Source organism: Bradyrhizobium centrolobii, assembly GCF_001641635.1.
Lineage (GTDB): Bacteria > Pseudomonadota > Alphaproteobacteria > Rhizobiales > Xanthobacteraceae > Bradyrhizobium > Bradyrhizobium centrolobii.
In genome coordinates, this window is record NZ_LUUB01000053.1 from 36,559 (window position 1) to 53,230 (window position 16,672).

At 63.5% G+C, this 16,672-nt stretch carries 13 protein-coding genes; 1 reads left to right on the forward strand and 12 read right to left on the reverse strand.

The window, feature by feature from the left end; genetic code table 11:
• Positions 1-5: 5 nt before the first annotated feature.
• The 4 genes from AYJ54_RS15565 to AYJ54_RS15580 form a co-directional block, all read right to left on the reverse strand.
• Positions 6-518 (reverse strand): GNAT family N-acetyltransferase, encoded by a 513-nt coding sequence (locus AYJ54_RS15565; protein ID WP_082905663.1) that lies wholly within the window; start codon positions 516-518, stop codon positions 6-8.
• Entirely contained in the window at positions 518-1,099 is a 582-nt protein-coding gene (locus AYJ54_RS15570; RefSeq protein WP_063699798.1) for a helix-turn-helix domain-containing protein, read from the reverse strand. Before AYJ54_RS15570 ends, AYJ54_RS15565 begins: the two co-directional genes overlap by 1 nt.
• A gap of 243 nt (positions 1,100-1,342) precedes the next feature.
• A complete protein-coding gene (locus tag AYJ54_RS15575; RefSeq protein ID WP_201724194.1) occupies positions 1,343-2,164 on the reverse strand; it encodes an alpha/beta fold hydrolase in 822 nt (273 codons plus the stop codon).
• A 178-nt stretch (positions 2,165-2,342) separates the two neighbouring features.
• Positions 2,343-3,806: a catalase gene (locus AYJ54_RS15580; protein ID WP_063699800.1), complete on the reverse strand. Its 1,464-nt coding sequence runs from the start codon at positions 3,804-3,806 to the stop codon at positions 2,343-2,345.
• A gap of 307 nt (positions 3,807-4,113) precedes the next feature.
• Here AYJ54_RS15580 and AYJ54_RS15585 point away from each other — a divergent pair, with 307 nt between their 5' ends.
• Positions 4,114-4,923, forward strand: a complete 810-nt coding sequence (locus AYJ54_RS15585; RefSeq protein WP_063699802.1) for a cyclase family protein — start codon at positions 4,114-4,116, stop codon at positions 4,921-4,923.
• A gap of 69 nt (positions 4,924-4,992) precedes the next feature.
• Here the strand turns inward: AYJ54_RS15585 and AYJ54_RS15590 are convergent, their stop codons facing one another.
• From AYJ54_RS15590 to AYJ54_RS15625, 8 genes are all read right to left on the reverse strand, one after another.
• Positions 4,993-5,640: a hydrolase gene (locus tag AYJ54_RS15590; RefSeq protein WP_063699804.1), complete on the reverse strand. Its 648-nt coding sequence runs from the start codon at positions 5,638-5,640 to the stop codon at positions 4,993-4,995.
• A 181-nt stretch (positions 5,641-5,821) separates the two neighbouring features.
• Positions 5,822-6,775: a c-type cytochrome gene (locus tag AYJ54_RS15595; protein ID WP_063699805.1), complete on the reverse strand. Its 954-nt coding sequence runs from the start codon at positions 6,773-6,775 to the stop codon at positions 5,822-5,824.
• 121 nt (positions 6,776-6,896) lie between these two features.
• Positions 6,897-7,541 carry a DsbA family oxidoreductase gene (locus AYJ54_RS15600; protein ID WP_161491859.1) on the reverse strand — a complete coding sequence of 215 codons (645 nt, stop codon included), beginning with the start codon at positions 7,539-7,541 and terminating at the stop codon, positions 6,897-6,899.
• Between the two features lie 21 nt (positions 7,542-7,562).
• Positions 7,563-8,810, reverse strand: coding sequence for a c-type cytochrome (locus AYJ54_RS15605; protein ID WP_245329025.1), 1,248 nt, complete (start codon positions 8,808-8,810; stop codon positions 7,563-7,565).
• Entirely contained in the window at positions 8,803-10,581 is a 1,779-nt protein-coding gene (locus tag AYJ54_RS15610; protein ID WP_063699810.1) for a GMC family oxidoreductase, read from the reverse strand. The genes AYJ54_RS15605 and AYJ54_RS15610 overlap by 8 nt, the downstream gene beginning before the upstream one ends.
• Before the next feature lies 1 nt (position 10,582).
• Complete coding sequence (locus AYJ54_RS15615; protein ID WP_063699812.1) at positions 10,583-11,332, reverse strand: gluconate 2-dehydrogenase subunit 3 family protein; 750 nt, start codon at positions 11,330-11,332, stop codon at positions 10,583-10,585.
• Positions 11,333-12,029: 697 nt separating this feature from the next.
• A complete protein-coding gene (locus tag AYJ54_RS15620) occupies positions 12,030-13,220 on the reverse strand; it encodes a LysR family transcriptional regulator (RefSeq protein WP_245329026.1) in 1,191 nt (396 codons plus the stop codon).
• A 277-nt stretch (positions 13,221-13,497) separates the two neighbouring features.
• On the reverse strand, positions 13,498-16,425 hold the full coding sequence (locus AYJ54_RS15625; RefSeq protein WP_063699816.1) for an ATP-binding protein: 2,928 nt from the start codon (positions 16,423-16,425) through the stop codon (positions 13,498-13,500).
• Between the last annotated feature and the right edge of the window lie 247 nt (positions 16,426-16,672).

A 16,672-nucleotide genomic window follows, 5' to 3' on the forward strand; every position in this document is an offset into this window, starting at 1 on the left:
TCACCTCAAGGTCTCACTTGGGTCGCAAGCTGCCGCTGCATGAAGACGAGATCGAGCCAGCGGCCGAACTTGCACCCGACCTCCGGCATGCGGGCGACCTCGGCAAAGCCAAGCGAGGCATGTAGCGCGATCGAGGCGGCGTTGGCGGCCTCGATGCCGGCGATCATGGTGTGCTTGTTGAGCGCAGTGGCGCGCTCGATCAGCGCGGCCACGAGGCTGCGGCCGATGCCGGACCTGTGGTGCCGCTCGTCGACATAGACGGAATTCTCCACGGTGTGGCGATAGCCCGGCCAAGGGCGGAAATCGCCGAACGAGGCGAAGCCTACGACATCCCTGCCCTTCATCGCGACCAGAACGGGATAGCCGGCCTGCTGTCGCGTGGAAATCCAGTCGCGCCGCGAGGTAAGATCAGCCGGACCGTCAGTCCAGACCGCAGTGGTATTGAGCGCGGCGAAATTGTAGATGGCAAGGATGTCCTCGGCATCCTGAAGCGTAGCGTCCCGCACGATCAGCGACATCACATTTTCCCGTAAGAAGTGCCGCGCCGCACGATGATGATGTAGCGCGCGTCCTGCCTGGTTTCGTTCTCGAAGATTACCGAGCGCATCACGTCGAAGTCGAGGCAATCGCCCTCGCGCAGGCGCACCGTCTTGGCGTCGATGTGCACCGCGATCGCGCCCTCCAACATCAGGAGTTGCTGGGTAAAGGCGTTGCGGCCCCAGGGGCTGTACGGCACCCGCGCGCCGGCCGGCAGATCGACGACGATGATCTCGATCCCGCTCGCCGCATCCGTCGGCGAAGCGTGCCGCCGGCGATAGCCGCTCTCGGGATCGCGCCAGTGCGGCTGGTCGGCAAGCCGCATCAACCGCTCCGGCGGCTTCTCGGCGAGCGCGACCACGTCGCTCAGCGACACGTCGAGCGCCGCGCAAAGCTTGCCCAGCAGCGAAGCGGTGGCGCTGCTCTGCGCCCGCTCCACGCGTCCGATCATCGCCCGGCTAACGCCCGAGCGCGCGGCAAGTTCGTTCAGCGTCATGCCGGCATGCGTCCTCAAAGTCTTCAAGCGGCGACCGATCGCCCTGTCGAGCTTTTGCTGGTCCATGGCCTCTCGTCCGAACATCGCCCGGCACCCGGACCGCACCCGCTGGGCATGAGGGAGCTTAAGCCCGGGAAGGGGCGAGTGCCGGAAGCGAGGGGCTAATATATTAGAATCTTGGCGCGACGCGATGGGTCGCCTGGCCAAGCTCCGTCAGGCCAGTCCGGAAGGAAATTCGCGAGGATCGGAGAAGGCCTCGAGCGGGCGATTGCAACGTCGCCGGGTCAGTATCGCGCCTGCACCTCACGCTCAGGAGGTGAGCTGGTGCCGGTCGAGAAAGTCGTCCAAGGCGGCGTTGACGGGCCCCGGATTTGTCATGTTCACGGAGTGACCGCCTGCAGCAACGATCATCTCCGCGCCGGGAATGGCCGCCTTCATGGCTTGCGCCCTGGCGAGCGGAATCGCCGCATCGACGTCGCCGTGAATGACCAGGGTGGGCACGCGAATCGCGGGGATCCGGTCGCTGATATCGTCGCGATGAGCGAGTGCGGCAAATGCGCTCCGGAGATTTGCCTCGTTCATGGCGCGCCACTTCTCCTTCCACGCCGTTGCGCCCGGCCAGTCCGGTCCAAAGAGGATGAACTCGATCGTGACGGCGATGTCCTCCGGCAGACCGCCGGCAATCCATGCCTCCAGCAAGGCACGATAGCCTGCAAGCGTTGCCGGCTCATCCGTGCCCGCCTGCGTTGCGATGAGAACCAGGGCGCGGACACGTTCGGGATGCGTGAGAGCGCACCTCATGCCGAGAAAGGCGCCCTGGGAGACGCCGACCAGAATTGCACTGTCGACATCGAGATACGAGAGGAGCGCGGCAAGGTCGTTCGCGGAGTCGTAGTAGGAGAACGCGGGCAACACGTCCGTTGCCGTCTTGCCGTGCCCGCGCTCGTCCCACGTGATGCAGCGGTATCGATCGCGGAACGCCGCCACCTGCGGCGAGAACATCGTGCCGTCGAGCAACAACCCATGCGAAAACACGATCACCGGACCGCGTCCGCCGGTGTCCTCGTAATAAAGCCGCTGATCGTTGACGTTGGCGTAGGGCACATCCATCTCCTGTCTGCCGTTCGTCATCGATAGATGCGGCACCGGCCCGTCAAAGGCGACGGGATTTGCGTTACGGCCGTAATAGCGCAGCCGATATCCAGCGAAAGCGCAAACGCTCGCCGGGCACGCTGCCAGCAGACATTCGAACGCGCGAACGTCGAAAACCCCGCCATTTGGCGGGGTTCTCGCGTCTCTCGCGGGCTGCTCACTCGGCGGCGCGACCGATTGCCAGGCCGAGCGCCGCCGCGACGCCAGCGCCATAGGCCGGGTCTGCCTTCGCGCAGTTCGCGATATGGCGCTGCTTGACCTCGATGCGGGCATCACCCATGGCGCGAGCCGTGTTCGCGAACAGAAGCTGGCGCTGGGCGGGGCTCATCTTCCGGAACAGGTTTCCCGGCTGCTCGTAATGATCGTCGTCGACCCGATGGTCCCAGTAGGTCGCATCGCCCAGAAGCGGCAGCGGCGGCTCGATCAGGCTCGCATCGCGATCGGTCCATGCGTCCTTGCTGTTCGGCCAATAGTTGGGTGTGGCGCCGAGATTGCCATCGGCCCGCATCGCGCCGTCGCGATGATAGCTGAGGAACGGACATTTCGGCGCGTTGACCGGAATGTGATTGAAGTTCACGCCGAGCCGATAGCGCTGGGTGTCGCCGTACGAGAACAGCCGCCCCTGCAGCATCTTGTCGGGCGAGAACCCGATTCCGGGCACGACGTTGGCCGGCGAAAAAGCGGCTTGCTCGACCTCGGCGAAATAATTGTCGGGATAGCGATTGAGCTCCATGACCCCGACCTCGATCAGCGGATAGTCGGCCTTCGGCCAAACCTTGGTCAGGTCGAACGGATTGAAGCGGAAGGCTTTGGCCTGCGCATCGGTCATCACCTGGATGAACAATGTCCAGCGCGGGAAGTCGCCGCGCTCGATGGCCTCGAACAGGTCCCGGCCGTGGCTCTCGCGGTCGCGACCGACAAGGTCGGTTGCTTCCGTGTCGGTGAGATTCTCGATGCCCTGCTGCGTACGGAAGTGGAACTTCACCCAGACCCGCTCATTGGCGGCGTTGATCATCGAGAAGGTGTGGCTTCCGAACCCATGCATATGCCGGAAGCTCTTCGGGATGCCCCGATCCGACATCACGATCGTGACCTGGTGCAGCGCCTCCGGCAGCAGCGACCAGAAGTCCCAGTTGTTGTCCGCCGACCGCAGGCCCGTGCGCGGATCGCGCTTGATGGCATGGTTGAGATCGGAGAAGCGGAGTGGATCGCGGAAGAAGAACACGGGCGTGTTGTTGCCGACGATATCCCAGTTGCCTTCCTCCGTATAGAACTTGAGGGCGAAGCCGCGGATGTCCCTCTCGGCGTCGGCGGCGCCGCGCTCGCCGGCCACGGTCGAGAAGCGCGCGAACATCGGCGTTGTCTTCCTGATCTCCGAGAAGATCCTGGCCTTGGTGTAGCGGGTGATGTCGTGGGTGACGGTGAAGGTCCCGTGGGCGCCCCAGCCCTTGGCATGCATGCGCCGCTCCGGAATCACCTCGCGGTCGAAATGCGCGAGCTTTTCGATCAGCCAGATGTCCTGCAGCAGCGCAGGCCCGCGCGGGCCGGCCGTCATGATGTTGGTGTTGTCCACGACGGGAGCCCCCGTGGCATGAGTCAAAGGGCGCGCACGGTCGGTCATTTGCAGCCTCGCTGGTTACGGTGACGCGGATCGATCGGCGGCGCGACGTGATGCAAGGCGTGCTTGCGTGCAGCGTCGTGCGCCGATTGCGGTTGCCGGCATCGTGCTCAGCTTCGAATCAAAGCGGAAGTGAAATGATTTCATCCGGAGAATGAGCGGGGTGCAGCAGCGATCAGCTCGTTGTCAACGCCACAAGCGAAACATGTCGGCCAAAAGTTCATGTGACTCTCGTGGTCGCTTGCGAACCGGCGACAAAAGGCTGATCTATCCAAGACTCCCATCCCGGAGCCCAATCCTGGAACCGACCATGCAGCCTAACTCCCGCACCATCATCCTCCGCCTGATTGCCGGCGCGTGCATCCTCTCCGCCACGAGCGCCGCCGCGACGGCCGCATCGCTCAGTGAGGTCTACAAGACGATCGCGAACGCGCACTTCGTCGATCTGACCCACAGCTTTGGGACGGACACTCCCGTCTGGTCTGGCTTCGGCCAGGCTAAGATGACGCCGGCCATCGATCCCGCGACCAAGCGGCCATACACAATCACGAACGACGGCTTTCGAACCACCTATTACGAGATGGTCGGACAATACGGCACGCATGTCGACCCGCCCGCGCATTTCGACGAGCACGGGGCGACCATGGACAAGATCCCGCTCAAGCAGATGGTCCTGCGGCTGATCGTGCTCGACGACACGCCCTATCTCGCCAAGGATCCCAATCACGCCTTCTCGCTGGACGATCTGCGCGCATGGGAGCGCAAGAACGGCCGCGTGCCCGCGGGTGCTTTCGTGGCGCTGCGGACCGACATGTACAAGGACTGGGACAGCAATCCCGAGCGCTTCAAGCGCAGCCCCTTCCCCGCCTGGAAGCTCGAGACCCTCAAGTTCCTGTACGAGCAGAGGCACGCCACCGCCACCGGTCACGAATCCATGGATACGGACACGACCGACAAGATGGACTCGGAGCAATACATCCTGAAGAACGGTCACTACCAGATCGAGGTCATGGCGAATCTCGACCAGGTCCCGGCAAAGGGCGCGCTCATCGTCGTCACCTGGCCGAAGGTTAGGGATGGCCTGGGCTTTCCGGCCCGCGCATTCGCCATCGTCCCGTGACAACGACAAATGCTCCGGCAGCCAATCGGCTGCCGGAGCATCGCCGTTTTCAGGCCGTCTCAGGCAGGGCTAGTGCGCCTCGAACATCGCATGGACATAGTCGAGGCCGACGCCGAAGGCGCCGCCGAGCTTCTTCGCGATGCCTGTGGTCAGGTCGTAGGTCTCAAGGCGCGCCCAGTCGCGCTGCAACTCCAGAAGATAGGTGAGAGAGGTGATCGGCCGCGCGCCCGCCTGGATCATGCGCTCCATCGCGCGCTCATGCGCCTCCGGCGAGCAGTCGCCGCAGGCGTCGGCGACCACATAGACCTCAAAGCCCTGGTCCAGCGCCGACAGCACGGGCCCATTGCAGCAGACCGAGGTCCACAGACCGCAGACCACGAGACGATCCTTTCCGATCGCATTGACGCGACGGATGAAGTTCTCGTCTTCCCAGGCGTTCGAGGTGGTGCGATCGGTGATCTCGGCATTGGGGAAGACCTCCATGATCTCGTCGAACAGCGGTCCCGCGAACGTTTCCCTGGAGATCGTCGAGATGATCGTCGGGACGTTGAAGCCTTGCGCCGTACGGGCAAGGATCCCGACATTGGTGCGCAGACTGGTGATGTCGATCGATTTGGTGTTGAACGCCATCTGCGACTGGTGATCCATCAGGATCAGGGCATGATCCTTCGGGCTCAGAAGCGTCTTGGCCGGCTTTGCGACTGCCTTGATGCTCATGTCGGTATCTCCTTGTGCTGGATGGGGTGGTTGATCACGTGGATCACGTGGCGCGGATTGATAGGTCCGCGTATTCCGGACGGAAGTGAAATCTCTTCAGGTCGAGCTGAACCAAAGCCATATCGAGATCGCCGGTGGCGGCGGAGCTCTTCGCCGGCTTGCCCGCGGGCCGCGGGATATCTCATTTTCCGGGAATGGCATTCGTCACGTACTCATACATCGCGGTCAGTTCGTCATCGCCCAGACAGCCGATCGAGCGCCACGGCATCTGCCGGCTCAAGCCGTATCCGTTGGGATTGATCCCGGTCCGCATGGTCGAGATGAAATCGTGCAGCGACCAGCTCTTCATGACGGTGAGATCGGGACCGAGCGGGGTCATCTGTCCCGGCACGCCGCCAGTCAGTTCCTGGCCGTGACAGCCGCGGCAGTCGAGATATGAGACCAGATACGCCCCATACTCCGGCGTCGCGCCCGGTGGCGGCGACGTGATGGAGGTGGTCGAGATCGGCTTGCCGGCCGGCAGCAGATCAGCGCCCAACATTGCGAGTCCCAAGAGATTGAGGCGATCCGGCGGATCCGGCGTCCGGTCACCGGCCGGGGAAAGCGAGCGCAGATAGGCAATGACGGCCTTGATGTCTCCGTCACTCAGCATGTTTGCGCTGGTGTAGGACATGATCGTCAGCCAGTTTCCATTGGCGCCGACCGAGTTGCGGATCGCGCGAAAGATCTCCCCATCGCTCCACTGCGCCAGCGAGCCGGCCGGCGTGAGATTTGAGGGAATGAACGAACCGATCGGCACGGGGATCTCCTCCGCGAAATCCTTTCCCCCGGTCAGCGTCCCCGTCCTTGAATGGCAGTCTGCGCAGAATGAATCCGAGACGGCCTTGCCGCGTGCAACCTGGCCAGCGTCGATCTCGACGGCCGGCACCGGAAGGTGCGCGCCGCGTCCGTGCTGCTTGATCAGCCCGGCGGCCACCGCGCCGCTCAACAGGGACGTCATGACAAGGAGCACGCCGAGCACGACGGCGCCGATCCATCTGAGAGAGCGGCGTCGCACTTTCGCAACCATCGTGAGCAGCCAGATCAGAAGCAGCGAAGCAACGATCAGAAGAACGAGACCGATCAGATTCTGCATGCCGCGCGGCAACTCCCAGGGCGAAACGACGATTGATCTTCCGTTAAGGCGATAACAGGCCGATTACCGGATGCGCGGATTTGGCTACGGCCGTAACGAGAAACGCCGACGGCGGCTTCGGCTACGGCGTCTCGGCGTCCTGCAGAAAGCGCGAAAACTCCTCGATCGGACGGGCGCCGGTCAGAAGCCTGCCGCGGTAGAGCCAGGTGGGCGTGCCGCGAACCCCATGCGTATGCGCCATCGCCTCGGACTCCCGAACCCAGCCGAGGGCCGATCCATCCTCGAGCACTGTGTACAGAGCCGCTACATTGAGGCCGAATTGTATAGCCTTGCGCAGGATCGTGGCCCTGTCGCCGAGATCCTCGCCAAGGACGAAATGCGCTTCGAACAGCGCCTTGCTGAAGGCGCGCGAGACCGCCGGATGATTCCGGCGAACCCATTCTGCCGCACCGAGCGCCATGCCGCTGTTGGGAAGGCGCGACGGCCAGTTCAGCGCAAGGCCGGCAGCGCGCGCCTGCGCCTCGACGCTCCGGAACGTCGGACCGTGGCGAGGCCCGACCTGCACGCCCTCCGGAGGGATGTCAGGATGCGCACGGAACGGCAGATCGACGACGTCTCGTTCCTGAGCGATAAGGAAATCATCCCGATCCTGCGAGACATAGCAGAACGGACAGATGAAGTCGTACCAGTGCACAATCTGGCGCCGACTATCGGGCTCCATCGTCCACGACCGGTTGGGCTCGATCACTGCGCGGTTCTCGTTCATGCTCATAAGCCTCTACGACACTCAATCGCTGCGCGACGCCGTATCGGACCGGACACGCGTCACACGTCCTGCGTCGATCGAAGGAGCGGCGCCGCCCCAGCTGTTCCTGACATAGTTGAGCACCGCGGTGACCTGGCGGTCATCGAGCTGCCAGCCATAGGACGGCATGCCCGGCGCCGTCGGTTCGCCCTTGGTACCGACGCTTCGTGCGCCGCGAAGCACCATGCGGATCACCGTCGTCGGATCGTTCGAGCGAACCATCGCGGAGTCCGCGAGCGAGGGGAAGAGATGGGGAACGCCCTTGCCCTCAATCCCGTGGCAGGCGGAACATTGATCCCGGTAGATCGAACCTCCGGCCGCCATCACATTCGCATCGACCGGAGCAGACCCAGACTCATCCTTGCCCGGCAACGATTTCAGATAGGTCGCGATCGCGGCCCTGTCTTCATCGGTCATCCTCGACGTCGAAAGATCGACGGCCTCCGCCATCGGCCCCGTCGCCGCCGTGACGCGGTTGTGCCCGGTCTTGAGGTAGGTCGCGACATCCTCGACCGTCCAATTGCCCAATCCGGCGCGCCGGCTGTTGGTGATGTCAGGGGCCGACCAGCCCTGCAGATTGGCACCTTGCAGATATTGATCCTTGCGATCACCGCCGAGCAGCGTCTTCGGCGTGTGGCAGGCACCGCAGTGCGCGGGACCGTCGACGATGAATTTGCCGCGATTCCATTCGGCGGATTTGGCCGGATCCGGCTTGTAGTCGCCCGCCTTGAAATAGAGCGCATTCCACACGGCCATGGCGGAGCGGATATTGAACGGGAACGGCAGTGTATTGGCGTTGCGCGATTGTCGGACCGGCTGCAGCGAGTTGAGATAGGCGCGAATCGCGAGCACGTCGTCGCGCGACATCTGCGTGTACGCATTGTAAGGCATGGCGGGATAGATATGAGCGCCGGTTCGTCCGATGCCCTTTCTCAGTGCGGCATCGAACTGATCGTCGGTCCAGGTTCCGATGCCGGTTTCCAGATCGGACGTGATGTTGGGCGACACGATGTTGCCGAACGGTGTTTCGATCGCCCGCCCGCCCGCGAAGGGCTTGCCTCCGGGAACGGTGTGGCATCCGCTGCAGTCCGACAGGATCGAAAGGTAGCGTCCGCGTTCGATCTGGGTGAATTCCTGCGGGCTGGATGAGCCGCCATCGGCCTGGCAGACCGTCGCGGCCGAAAGTATCGCCGCCCAGGCAAACGCGCGCATGCGAGGGGCCTTATGCATCGACCAGCCTCCCCGGGTTCTTGAGGTACTGGTTCCGGATCGCGGCCGCCGACCAGTAGGCGAGCGCACCGACGGTGAGCGTCGGGTTGTAGCCGGCGTTCTGCGGAAATGCGCTCGCGCCCATCACGAACAGGTTGGGAACGTCCCAGCTCTGCAGATACCGGTTGAGCACGCTGGTCTTCGGATCGGTCCCCATGATCGCGCCGCCGTTCAGATGCGTCGTCTGATAGGTCGTGATGTCGTAAGGCGCGGTCCGGTACTGGACCGCGAGCTTTTCCGCGCCCATCGCCTTGACGATCTCGGCGAACTTGTCGGTGAGAAACTTGTTCTGCTTGATCTCGTTCTCCTTGAGATCCATCGTGATCCGCATCAGCGGACGTCCGAAGCGGTCCTTGTAGGTCGGATCGAGATCGAGATAGATGTCGCGGTAGGCGTAGAAGCTGCCATGCACGCCGGTGCCCGGCTTCACCGTGCTCAGATAATTGTCCTTCACCGCCTTCTTCCATTCGGCCCCCCATGAGGGCGTGCCCGGCGGCACCAGCGTGCTTTCGATGGGGCGCGCGCCCGTCTGCACCTGGCCGACATAGCCCCCGCCCACGAAGCCGTGGGGCCCGTGATCGAAATTGTCGCCGTTGAACTCGTCGATGCACATTCCGATCGAGCCCGAGGCAATGAACGGGTTGAAGTTGAACTTCTTGTTGTCGAAGAAGCCGTTGACCGACGAGATCGTCTGATGCGTGTAGTTGCGGCCGACGACACCGGTGTTGGTGACGGGGTCGTAGGGTTGCCCGATCTGCGAGTGCAAGAGAAGCTGGACGTTGAACAGCGCATAGGCCGACAGGATCACGAGGTCGGCCTGCTGCTCCCACTCCTCGCCGCTTGAATCGACGAAGGTCACGCCGGTCGCGCGCTTGCCGGATCGGTCGACATTGATCCGGATGACCTCGGAGTTGTCGCGAAGGCTGAAATTCGACTTGCGGATGAGAAAGGGCAGGATGGTCGTTTGCGGACTGGCCTTGGAATAGTTGCTGCAGCCGAACCACTCGCAGAAGCCGCAATAGGTGCACGGCCCGAGACGCAGGCCCAGCGGGTTGGTATAGGCCTGCGAGAGATTGCCCGAGGGCTGCGGGAACGGCTTGTAGCCGAGCTCGCGGGCGGCCTTTCCGAACAGCGTATGGCTGAACGGCTGAGCTTGCGCTGGCGTCGGATATGGACGTGACCGGGGCCCCTCAAAGGGATTGCCGCCATCCCGGATCTTGCCGCGCAGATTTCCGGCCGTGCCCGACGTGCCGCACAGATACTCGAAACGATCGTAATGCGGCTCGAGCTCGTCATAAGTCACGCCCCAGTCCTGGATCGTCATGTCGGCGGGCAGGAACGCCGCACCGTAACGCTCGGTCAGGTGCGTCTTCAGCACGAAGTCCGACGGCAGGAAGCGCCACATCTCGGCATTCCAGTGCACGCCGCCGCCGCCGACACCGTTCGGCGGCATGAACGCACCCCAGCTCCGGATCGGCAGGGCCGTCTGGCCCATGTTGTTGCGGAAGGTGAATGTGAGCTGGTCCGGACGCAGGAACAGCTCGTGCCGAATGCGATAGCGCAGCTCATCCTGCATGTAGCCCGGTGGAAAATCCGTGGGCGCATCGCGCCACGGACCGCGCTCGAGCGCGATGACGTCAAGCCCCTCGTCGGTGAGCTCGTTGGCGATGATCGCGCCGGTCCAGCCGAAGCCGACGATGACGACGTCCTTCCTGGGAAGCCTGCGGGACATGCTACGACCTCGTCCATTGCGCGCTGCCGGTCATGCCGACCGGCGGCAGGGGAAAGCGCTCGTTGTGGCGGCTGACCCAATCGAGATAGTTGTAGCGGGCGCCGGGATAGCCGATCATCTTCCACGCGACCATGTCGCGATTGCCGCCATAGATCGGGTCCGCGAAGAACCCCATCTGCACATCCTTGACGACCTGCGCGAAGAACGACTTGCCGTCGACGCCTTCGAGCTTGAGCTCGCTCTTTTCCAGAGCCTTCAGGACCCCGACCCTGTCGTCGTCCGAGAGCTCGGCGAACGTCTTTCCGCCGCACTGCTGCTTGCAGGCGCCATCGAGCGCGGCCAGGCCTTCGCGATAGGCTTGCGCCGGGCCCTTCTCGGATTGGTGTCCCTGGTTCTTCGCACCGATCTGGAACGGCGGACGCAGATACAGTCCCTCCTGCCTGCCATAGGGTCCTGCGAGCTGCCGGTCGATAAACACGGCGCAACCGGAGTCCTTTCCACCCGGTGTCTCCGAATCCGGCGGGATGATGCAGTCCGCCAGCGCCTCCACGGCCCGGCCTTCATCGCCGTTGAAGAATTCCCATGGACCGAGCTTGACCCGCGCCGGCGGATCTCCGGCATTGGGAGCCCAGGGCAACTGGCCTGCAATCGTGGCGGCCCTGACAGTCGTTGCGCTGAAGATCAGCATGGCCGTGCCGGCGAGAAGCTCTCTGCGCCTGAAGCGTATTGTTGTCTGCGTCGCCTCACTCATCTCTCATCTTCCTTGTCGGTCGACTGCGCTGCCATCCTGATGAAGCACCCGGGACGGCCGATCGCCGGCTGCGCGAGCAATGCAATGGTCATCCGGCGAGCGCCAAACGGAAGTGAAACTCTTTCAGGCCGTCCGTGAGCCGCATTCATCGGCCGCGCGCGACGACAATTGTTCGTGAAAACGGCGCGGCGCGCCAACCTCTCGCGACCTCACCCCTGAGGCATCACCGAAAAGCTTCGGCAGATTGCGAAGGTGTTGGCACTCATCGCGGTGACCTAAAGTTCAATCACGCGTCGCCTCATACAGGAACCAGATCCGCCGCTCGGTCTCGTCGATGCGACGACGGCGAACGAATTGCGGCGTTCAACAGCGGTGCTCATCCTGACTCTCCGTGTGCGATCGTTCGTCATTCCTGCTTCTCGTATGAGCCATCCACTTCACGTCCGGAAGTGAATCTATTTCAGGATCAAAGTGGATCACGGTGCAGGTCGGACGGCCGGTGCAGACGTGCACGGTCCGCGGAGGCCGTTGCAAAGAAGAGGCCCGCCGCGAGCGAAGATACGACGGGCCATCAAGTCAGGGAGGAACGGCCTCATCAGGCCACCGCGAGGTTTGCACCGAGATAGACGTGCGGCAAGTGAACGTTCTGCACGGCGTTCATGACGGCGATCGAATTCGTCCGTACGGTATTGCAGGCTCAGGCGCGTTCGGCCAGCCGCGGACACGACGCGACCGATGAAGCGAGCGCCGGGCTATCCGTCTCGATCAGAGCTGCGCGCAAGGGTTCGGTCGCACGCATCAGCATCTTGCGCAACCAATCCTGCGCGACATCGCCATGGCTGCGTTCGGACCACAGCGCCGAGACGTCCATGACCGCCGACTTGTAAGGCAATTCGTGGATCGACAGCGGGTGCATGCGGGCAAGCAGTGATGCGAGCGGCCGCGGCACGATCGCCGCCAATCGCACATCTTCGAGCAAGGAGGGAAGCGCGAGGAAGTGCGGCAGGGAAATGGCCAGGCGCGGCTTGCGCTTCGATCCCCAGAACGCCCGCTCGAGCGCCGCGCGATCGAACATCTGGGATCGCCGGGTCAATCCCTGCTCGGAGACGAAGCCATCGCCGTCCCCAGCACTATCGCCGTGCATCGAGATCGTGGCGATCGAGAGCGAGGCCAGCGTATTACGCGACAGCCGGCCAAATTGTCGGGATCGGTGTGCGACGAGAACGTCGTCATAGGAAAACAGCGTGGTCGCACGATAGCGCGTCGGTATCTCCGAGAACGTTCCCACCACCGCGTCGATCTGGCCGAGGTCGAGTTGCTCGAGCAGAGCGGGACAGTTGTCCGACCTCAAGGCAAGGTCGGCCAGCGGAGCCTCACGATTCAGAAGGCCGAGCAGATCCGGAACTATCACCATGGTCACAAAATCGCTCACGGCGACCGAGAAGCGCTTAGCCGTGTTACCCGGCTCGAACTCGGGTATTCCAATCGCGGACTCCAGCGATTTCCAGGCCTCTCGGATCAAAGGGGCCATCTGGAGTGCACGCACTGTCGGCTGCATTCCCGTCGTCGTGCGCACGAACAATTCGTCGCCGAGCGAGTCCCGCAACCTGGCGAGCGCGTGACTGACGGCCGATTGACTGAGGCAGACGCGCTGGCTGGCGCGCAGCACGCTGCGCTCCTCCATGACGACATCGAATATGCGCAGGAGATTCAGATCGATCCTGTTGAGAGGTGTAGGCATTATCAAACCCAGAATTGGCAGCCCGGCTACATCACAACCTAGCCCATCGCGCGCCCGGGTCCGGGTTAATTCTTGAAAATCGGCGTTAGTGTCCGTTTGCGAGCGAGTTCGCCGAGTGTATGCGGGCGTCTGGCACAGATGGGTCACCGGGCATGTCTCTCTCGACCCGGAGCTGCCTGCGGCCCTGTCCGAAAGGACAGTGGTCCGACTGCAAGAGGATGCAGCAGGGGGGAACTTGTCTCAATTTGCCCCTCTCCTTGCCGCGCCATGGCTGCCGGACCCCCGGCAGAACTGACGGACACGACAACCCCGGTGGCGGCTATGTTGACGGGAAACCTACTGAACTCGATGTAAAATGATGTAAAGCGACGTCAGCCAGCCGAGCGGAGACAATTCCGGGCGACAAGAGCCGCTCCCCTCGGCATCACGTCGATCGCGAGGCCGGCCTCGTCCGCTTCGATATCGATCGCCTCCGGCCGCCGCGCTGCGGCGCCGGGTCGCGCCATTGCATCGACTGAAGAAGCTGCCGCGCGTCGATGAGATCCGGGGTATCGGCCCCTTCCGTAAACTTGGATAAAGACCGCTGAAGCAACTCGGCCGCGTCGCCGGCGCGCTGGTCTTCCTGCCAGAGCCGCGCGAGCGCGATCGCCGCACGCAGTTCCCAGCCAACAGCGCCGTCAGTCCTCGCCTGCTCGAGCGCCCTCAGATAGCACGCCTCGGCACGCGCCCGGTCTGCGGGACGCCTGGCCAGCATGACGTCGCCTTGCGTCCGCAACAGCTCCGGCAGCAGGTAAGTCGGCGAAACCGTCTCGGCCTGTTCGATGAGCCCGGCAATCGAGCCTTCCGCCTGATCCACCTCGCCCATGCGGGCAAGACCTTCGGAGTAGGCGCGCATGGCCGGCGTACGCAGGATCGTCAATTGTTCGGTCCCCAGCGGTTCGAGCACAGCCCTGAGCACGGCCACGCTCGCTTCCGTCTGACCTCTGGCCAGCAGCAGTTCCCCCTTGAGCGCCATCCCGCCGGTCCGATACGGCATCAATTGATGCTTGTCCGCCACTTCGATCAAGGTCTCGATCAGGCGCTCGGCCCAATCCAGGTCCCGCAACCAGAGCACCACGACCGCCGAGTAGAGATAGGCGATGCACGATGAGACAGGATGGTTCTGAGCACCCCACTCGTCGATCACCCGCTCCGCGAGTCGGCGCGCCTTCTCCGGCGCCCCGCACAGCCACGATGTCCAGACGCGTCCGAGCGTTCCCCTCGCCTTGTTGTCGAAGCCGAAATAGTAGGTCTTGCCGATGCCCAGCGCTTCCGCTCGCGCAATACCCCTTTCAACCAGCTCCCTGCCCAGATCCTGGTGACCGATGAGGTTGTGCGTCGAGCCCAGCATCCATTCGGAGGCGGCGATTTCGACCGGGTCTTGCGAAGACTGGGCCAGCCCGGCAAATCGTTCGGCGGCGACGAGCGCCCCGGTATAATCCCCCCGACGGGTCAGAAAGAGGTTGCGGCCGGCGAGCAGATGCAGTTCCGACTGCCGCTCGCCCAGCGCAGCCGCCATGTCCAATGCCCGCGCGATCGTGTCGCCGACCTGATCGTCATTCGCCTTCAAATACATGCGGCACAACGCGAGCGCCTCCTGCAGCCGCAACGCGCAGATCGACAGGGGCTCCCTCTCATCGATATGCGCCACCGCGATTTCGCACCAGCGCAGGCACTCCGTCAGCATCGAACGGTCGAGCAGCATTCGCGAAGCGAATGCCGCAAGCGCAGTGCCGAGTCGCGCGTCGCCGAGGCTTGAGAAGCACCAGTCGAGGGCCGCGCGCACATTGCCGACATGGAGTCCGTGGCGCAGGGTTCTTCGTTCGATGAGATGGCGCGGCTCGCCATCTGCCTGCCGCAGGGTATCGGTGCAGAATTCCGCGTGCCTGCGCAGGACCTTCTGACGCTCGCCGCTTTCGGCAAGCTTCATCTCCGCGTAGTAGCGCGTGATATCCGGGATCCGGTACAGATGGGTGTCATCGACCGGCAGGATCGCGATCAAGGACTTGTCCGCGAGCTCTTCGACCGCCCGCGCGACGGTCCAGCCCTCATCGATGGCATCGACCGCCAGGGCCTGAGCAGCCTGCATCGTGAAGGGACCGATAAGAACCGAAAGCCGGGCAAGCACGCGCCGCTCGACGTCGGAGAGCAGCCGGAAACTCCAGTCGAGCGTTGCTTCCAGGCTGCGGTGCCGGGGCTCGTGGCGCCGACCGGGCCAGGTCAGGACCGCACGGCCTCGAAGTCCTTCGAGAAGCCCCCTGAACCCATAGGTGACCAGCCTGGAGGCCGCGAGCTCGATGGCAAGCGGGTTGCCGTCGAGCCGGCGACAGATCTCTGCCGCGGCGAGCGCATTGGCATCGTCCACGCCCCCGACATATCCGCTCGCCGCCGCACGCTGCATCAGCAGCTCGACGGACGGAGCGCGGGCGACTTCATCTGCCGTCATCTCCTCCCTCTCGGCCGGCAGGCCGAGGGGCTCGATCAAGTACACCGTCTCCCCGTCGGCGCGCAACGCTTCGCGGCTTGTGGCGACGAGGTGGATATTCGGCGCATGCTGGAACAATTTGGCGGTGAGGTTGGCCGCTTCCTCGATCACATGCTCACAGCAATCGACAATGAGCATCAGTCGCCGATCCGCGACGAACAATGCCAGAGCGGTCAAGAGGTCGCCGGAATGCGCGGTATAACCGAGCGCGGCCGCGATGGTCGGCAACACCAGATCCGGCGCCTTGAGCGATCCGAGATCCGCGTAGAAGACGTCGTCGCCGAACTCACTCGCGAGGCGATGGCCAAGCTCGACCGCCAAAGTCGTCTTCCCGATGCCGCCCGGCCCCACGATCGTCACGAAGCGGTAGGCAAGCGTCTGCGCGACCAACGCATCGACCGCATCAGCCCGGCCAATCACGCGCTGCGGTCGCCATGGAAGTTTGCCCCCCGTCGAAAGGGCCCCGCTGCTCGTAACCGCCGCCTGCGATGAGGAGACGGTCCGCACGGGAGCGACGAACATATATCCTCGCCCCTGCACGTTGGTGATATACGACGCGCCGTCGTCTTCCACGTTCAGGGCGCGGCGAAGATCGCTCATCTGGACGCGAAGATTTGCTTCGTCGACGGTCAGGCCCGGCCAGGCATGATCGAGAATCTGCCGCCGGCTGACAACTTCTCCCCGATGCTCCAGCAATAGCGTGAGAATATCGAAGGCGCGACTTCCGAGCTCAACGGCTTTCTGTCCCGTGAGCAGAAGGCGCTTCGACGGGATCAGACGATAAGGCCCGAACTCAAATGCCTCGAACTGGCTGAACTGCTGTTGCAACTGTCTACCCCGGCCCTACTCGCGCGAGTCGGCAGCTTGTGTCCTGGTCCTGTCCCATCCAGACGACCAGCTCGCTCTCCTGGCTCCCGGTCGCGGCATTTCATCTCGCGATGTCGAGGACGCGGACGAGCGAGACCTCACCTGCCGATACTCCCGTCGTGCCGTTCCGGTCAAGGGACGAGGCCCCGTCGCGGGCACTGCTGAAAGCGGCTCATTTCAATGCTGAAAGACATTCACTTCTCCCGAG

Bases quoted from the DNA above. Each gene is read 5' to 3' on its own strand.
- AYJ54_RS15590 (WP_063699804.1), bottom strand. From the start codon at position 5,640: ATGAGCATCAAGGCAGTCGCAAAGCCGGCCAAGACGCTTCTGAGCCCG.
- AYJ54_RS15600 (WP_161491859.1), bottom strand. From the start codon at position 7,541: ATGAACGAGAACCGCGCAGTGATCGAGCCCAACCGGTCGTGGACGATG.
- AYJ54_RS15585 (WP_063699802.1), top strand. From the start codon at position 4,114: ATGCAGCCTAACTCCCGCACCATCATCCTCCGCCTGATTGCCGGCGCG.
- AYJ54_RS15605 (WP_245329025.1), bottom strand. From the start codon at position 8,810: ATGCATAAGGCCCCTCGCATGCGCGCGTTTGCCTGGGCGGCGATACTT.
- AYJ54_RS15580 (WP_063699800.1), bottom strand. From the start codon at position 3,806: ATGACCGACCGTGCGCGCCCTTTGACTCATGCCACGGGGGCTCCCGTC.
- AYJ54_RS15615 (WP_063699812.1), bottom strand. From the start codon at position 11,332: ATGAGTGAGGCGACGCAGACAACAATACGCTTCAGGCGCAGAGAGCTT.
- AYJ54_RS15570 (WP_063699798.1), bottom strand. From the start codon at position 1,099: ATGGACCAGCAAAAGCTCGACAGGGCGATCGGTCGCCGCTTGAAGACT.
- AYJ54_RS15610 (WP_063699810.1), bottom strand. From the start codon at position 10,581: ATGTCCCGCAGGCTTCCCAGGAAGGACGTCGTCATCGTCGGCTTCGGC.
- AYJ54_RS15575 (WP_201724194.1), bottom strand. From the start codon at position 2,164: ATGACGAACGGCAGACAGGAGATGGATGTGCCCTACGCCAACGTCAAC.
- AYJ54_RS15565 (WP_082905663.1), bottom strand. From the start codon at position 518: ATGTCGCTGATCGTGCGGGACGCTACGCTTCAGGATGCCGAGGACATC.
- AYJ54_RS15595 (WP_063699805.1), bottom strand. From the start codon at position 6,775: ATGCAGAATCTGATCGGTCTCGTTCTTCTGATCGTTGCTTCGCTGCTT.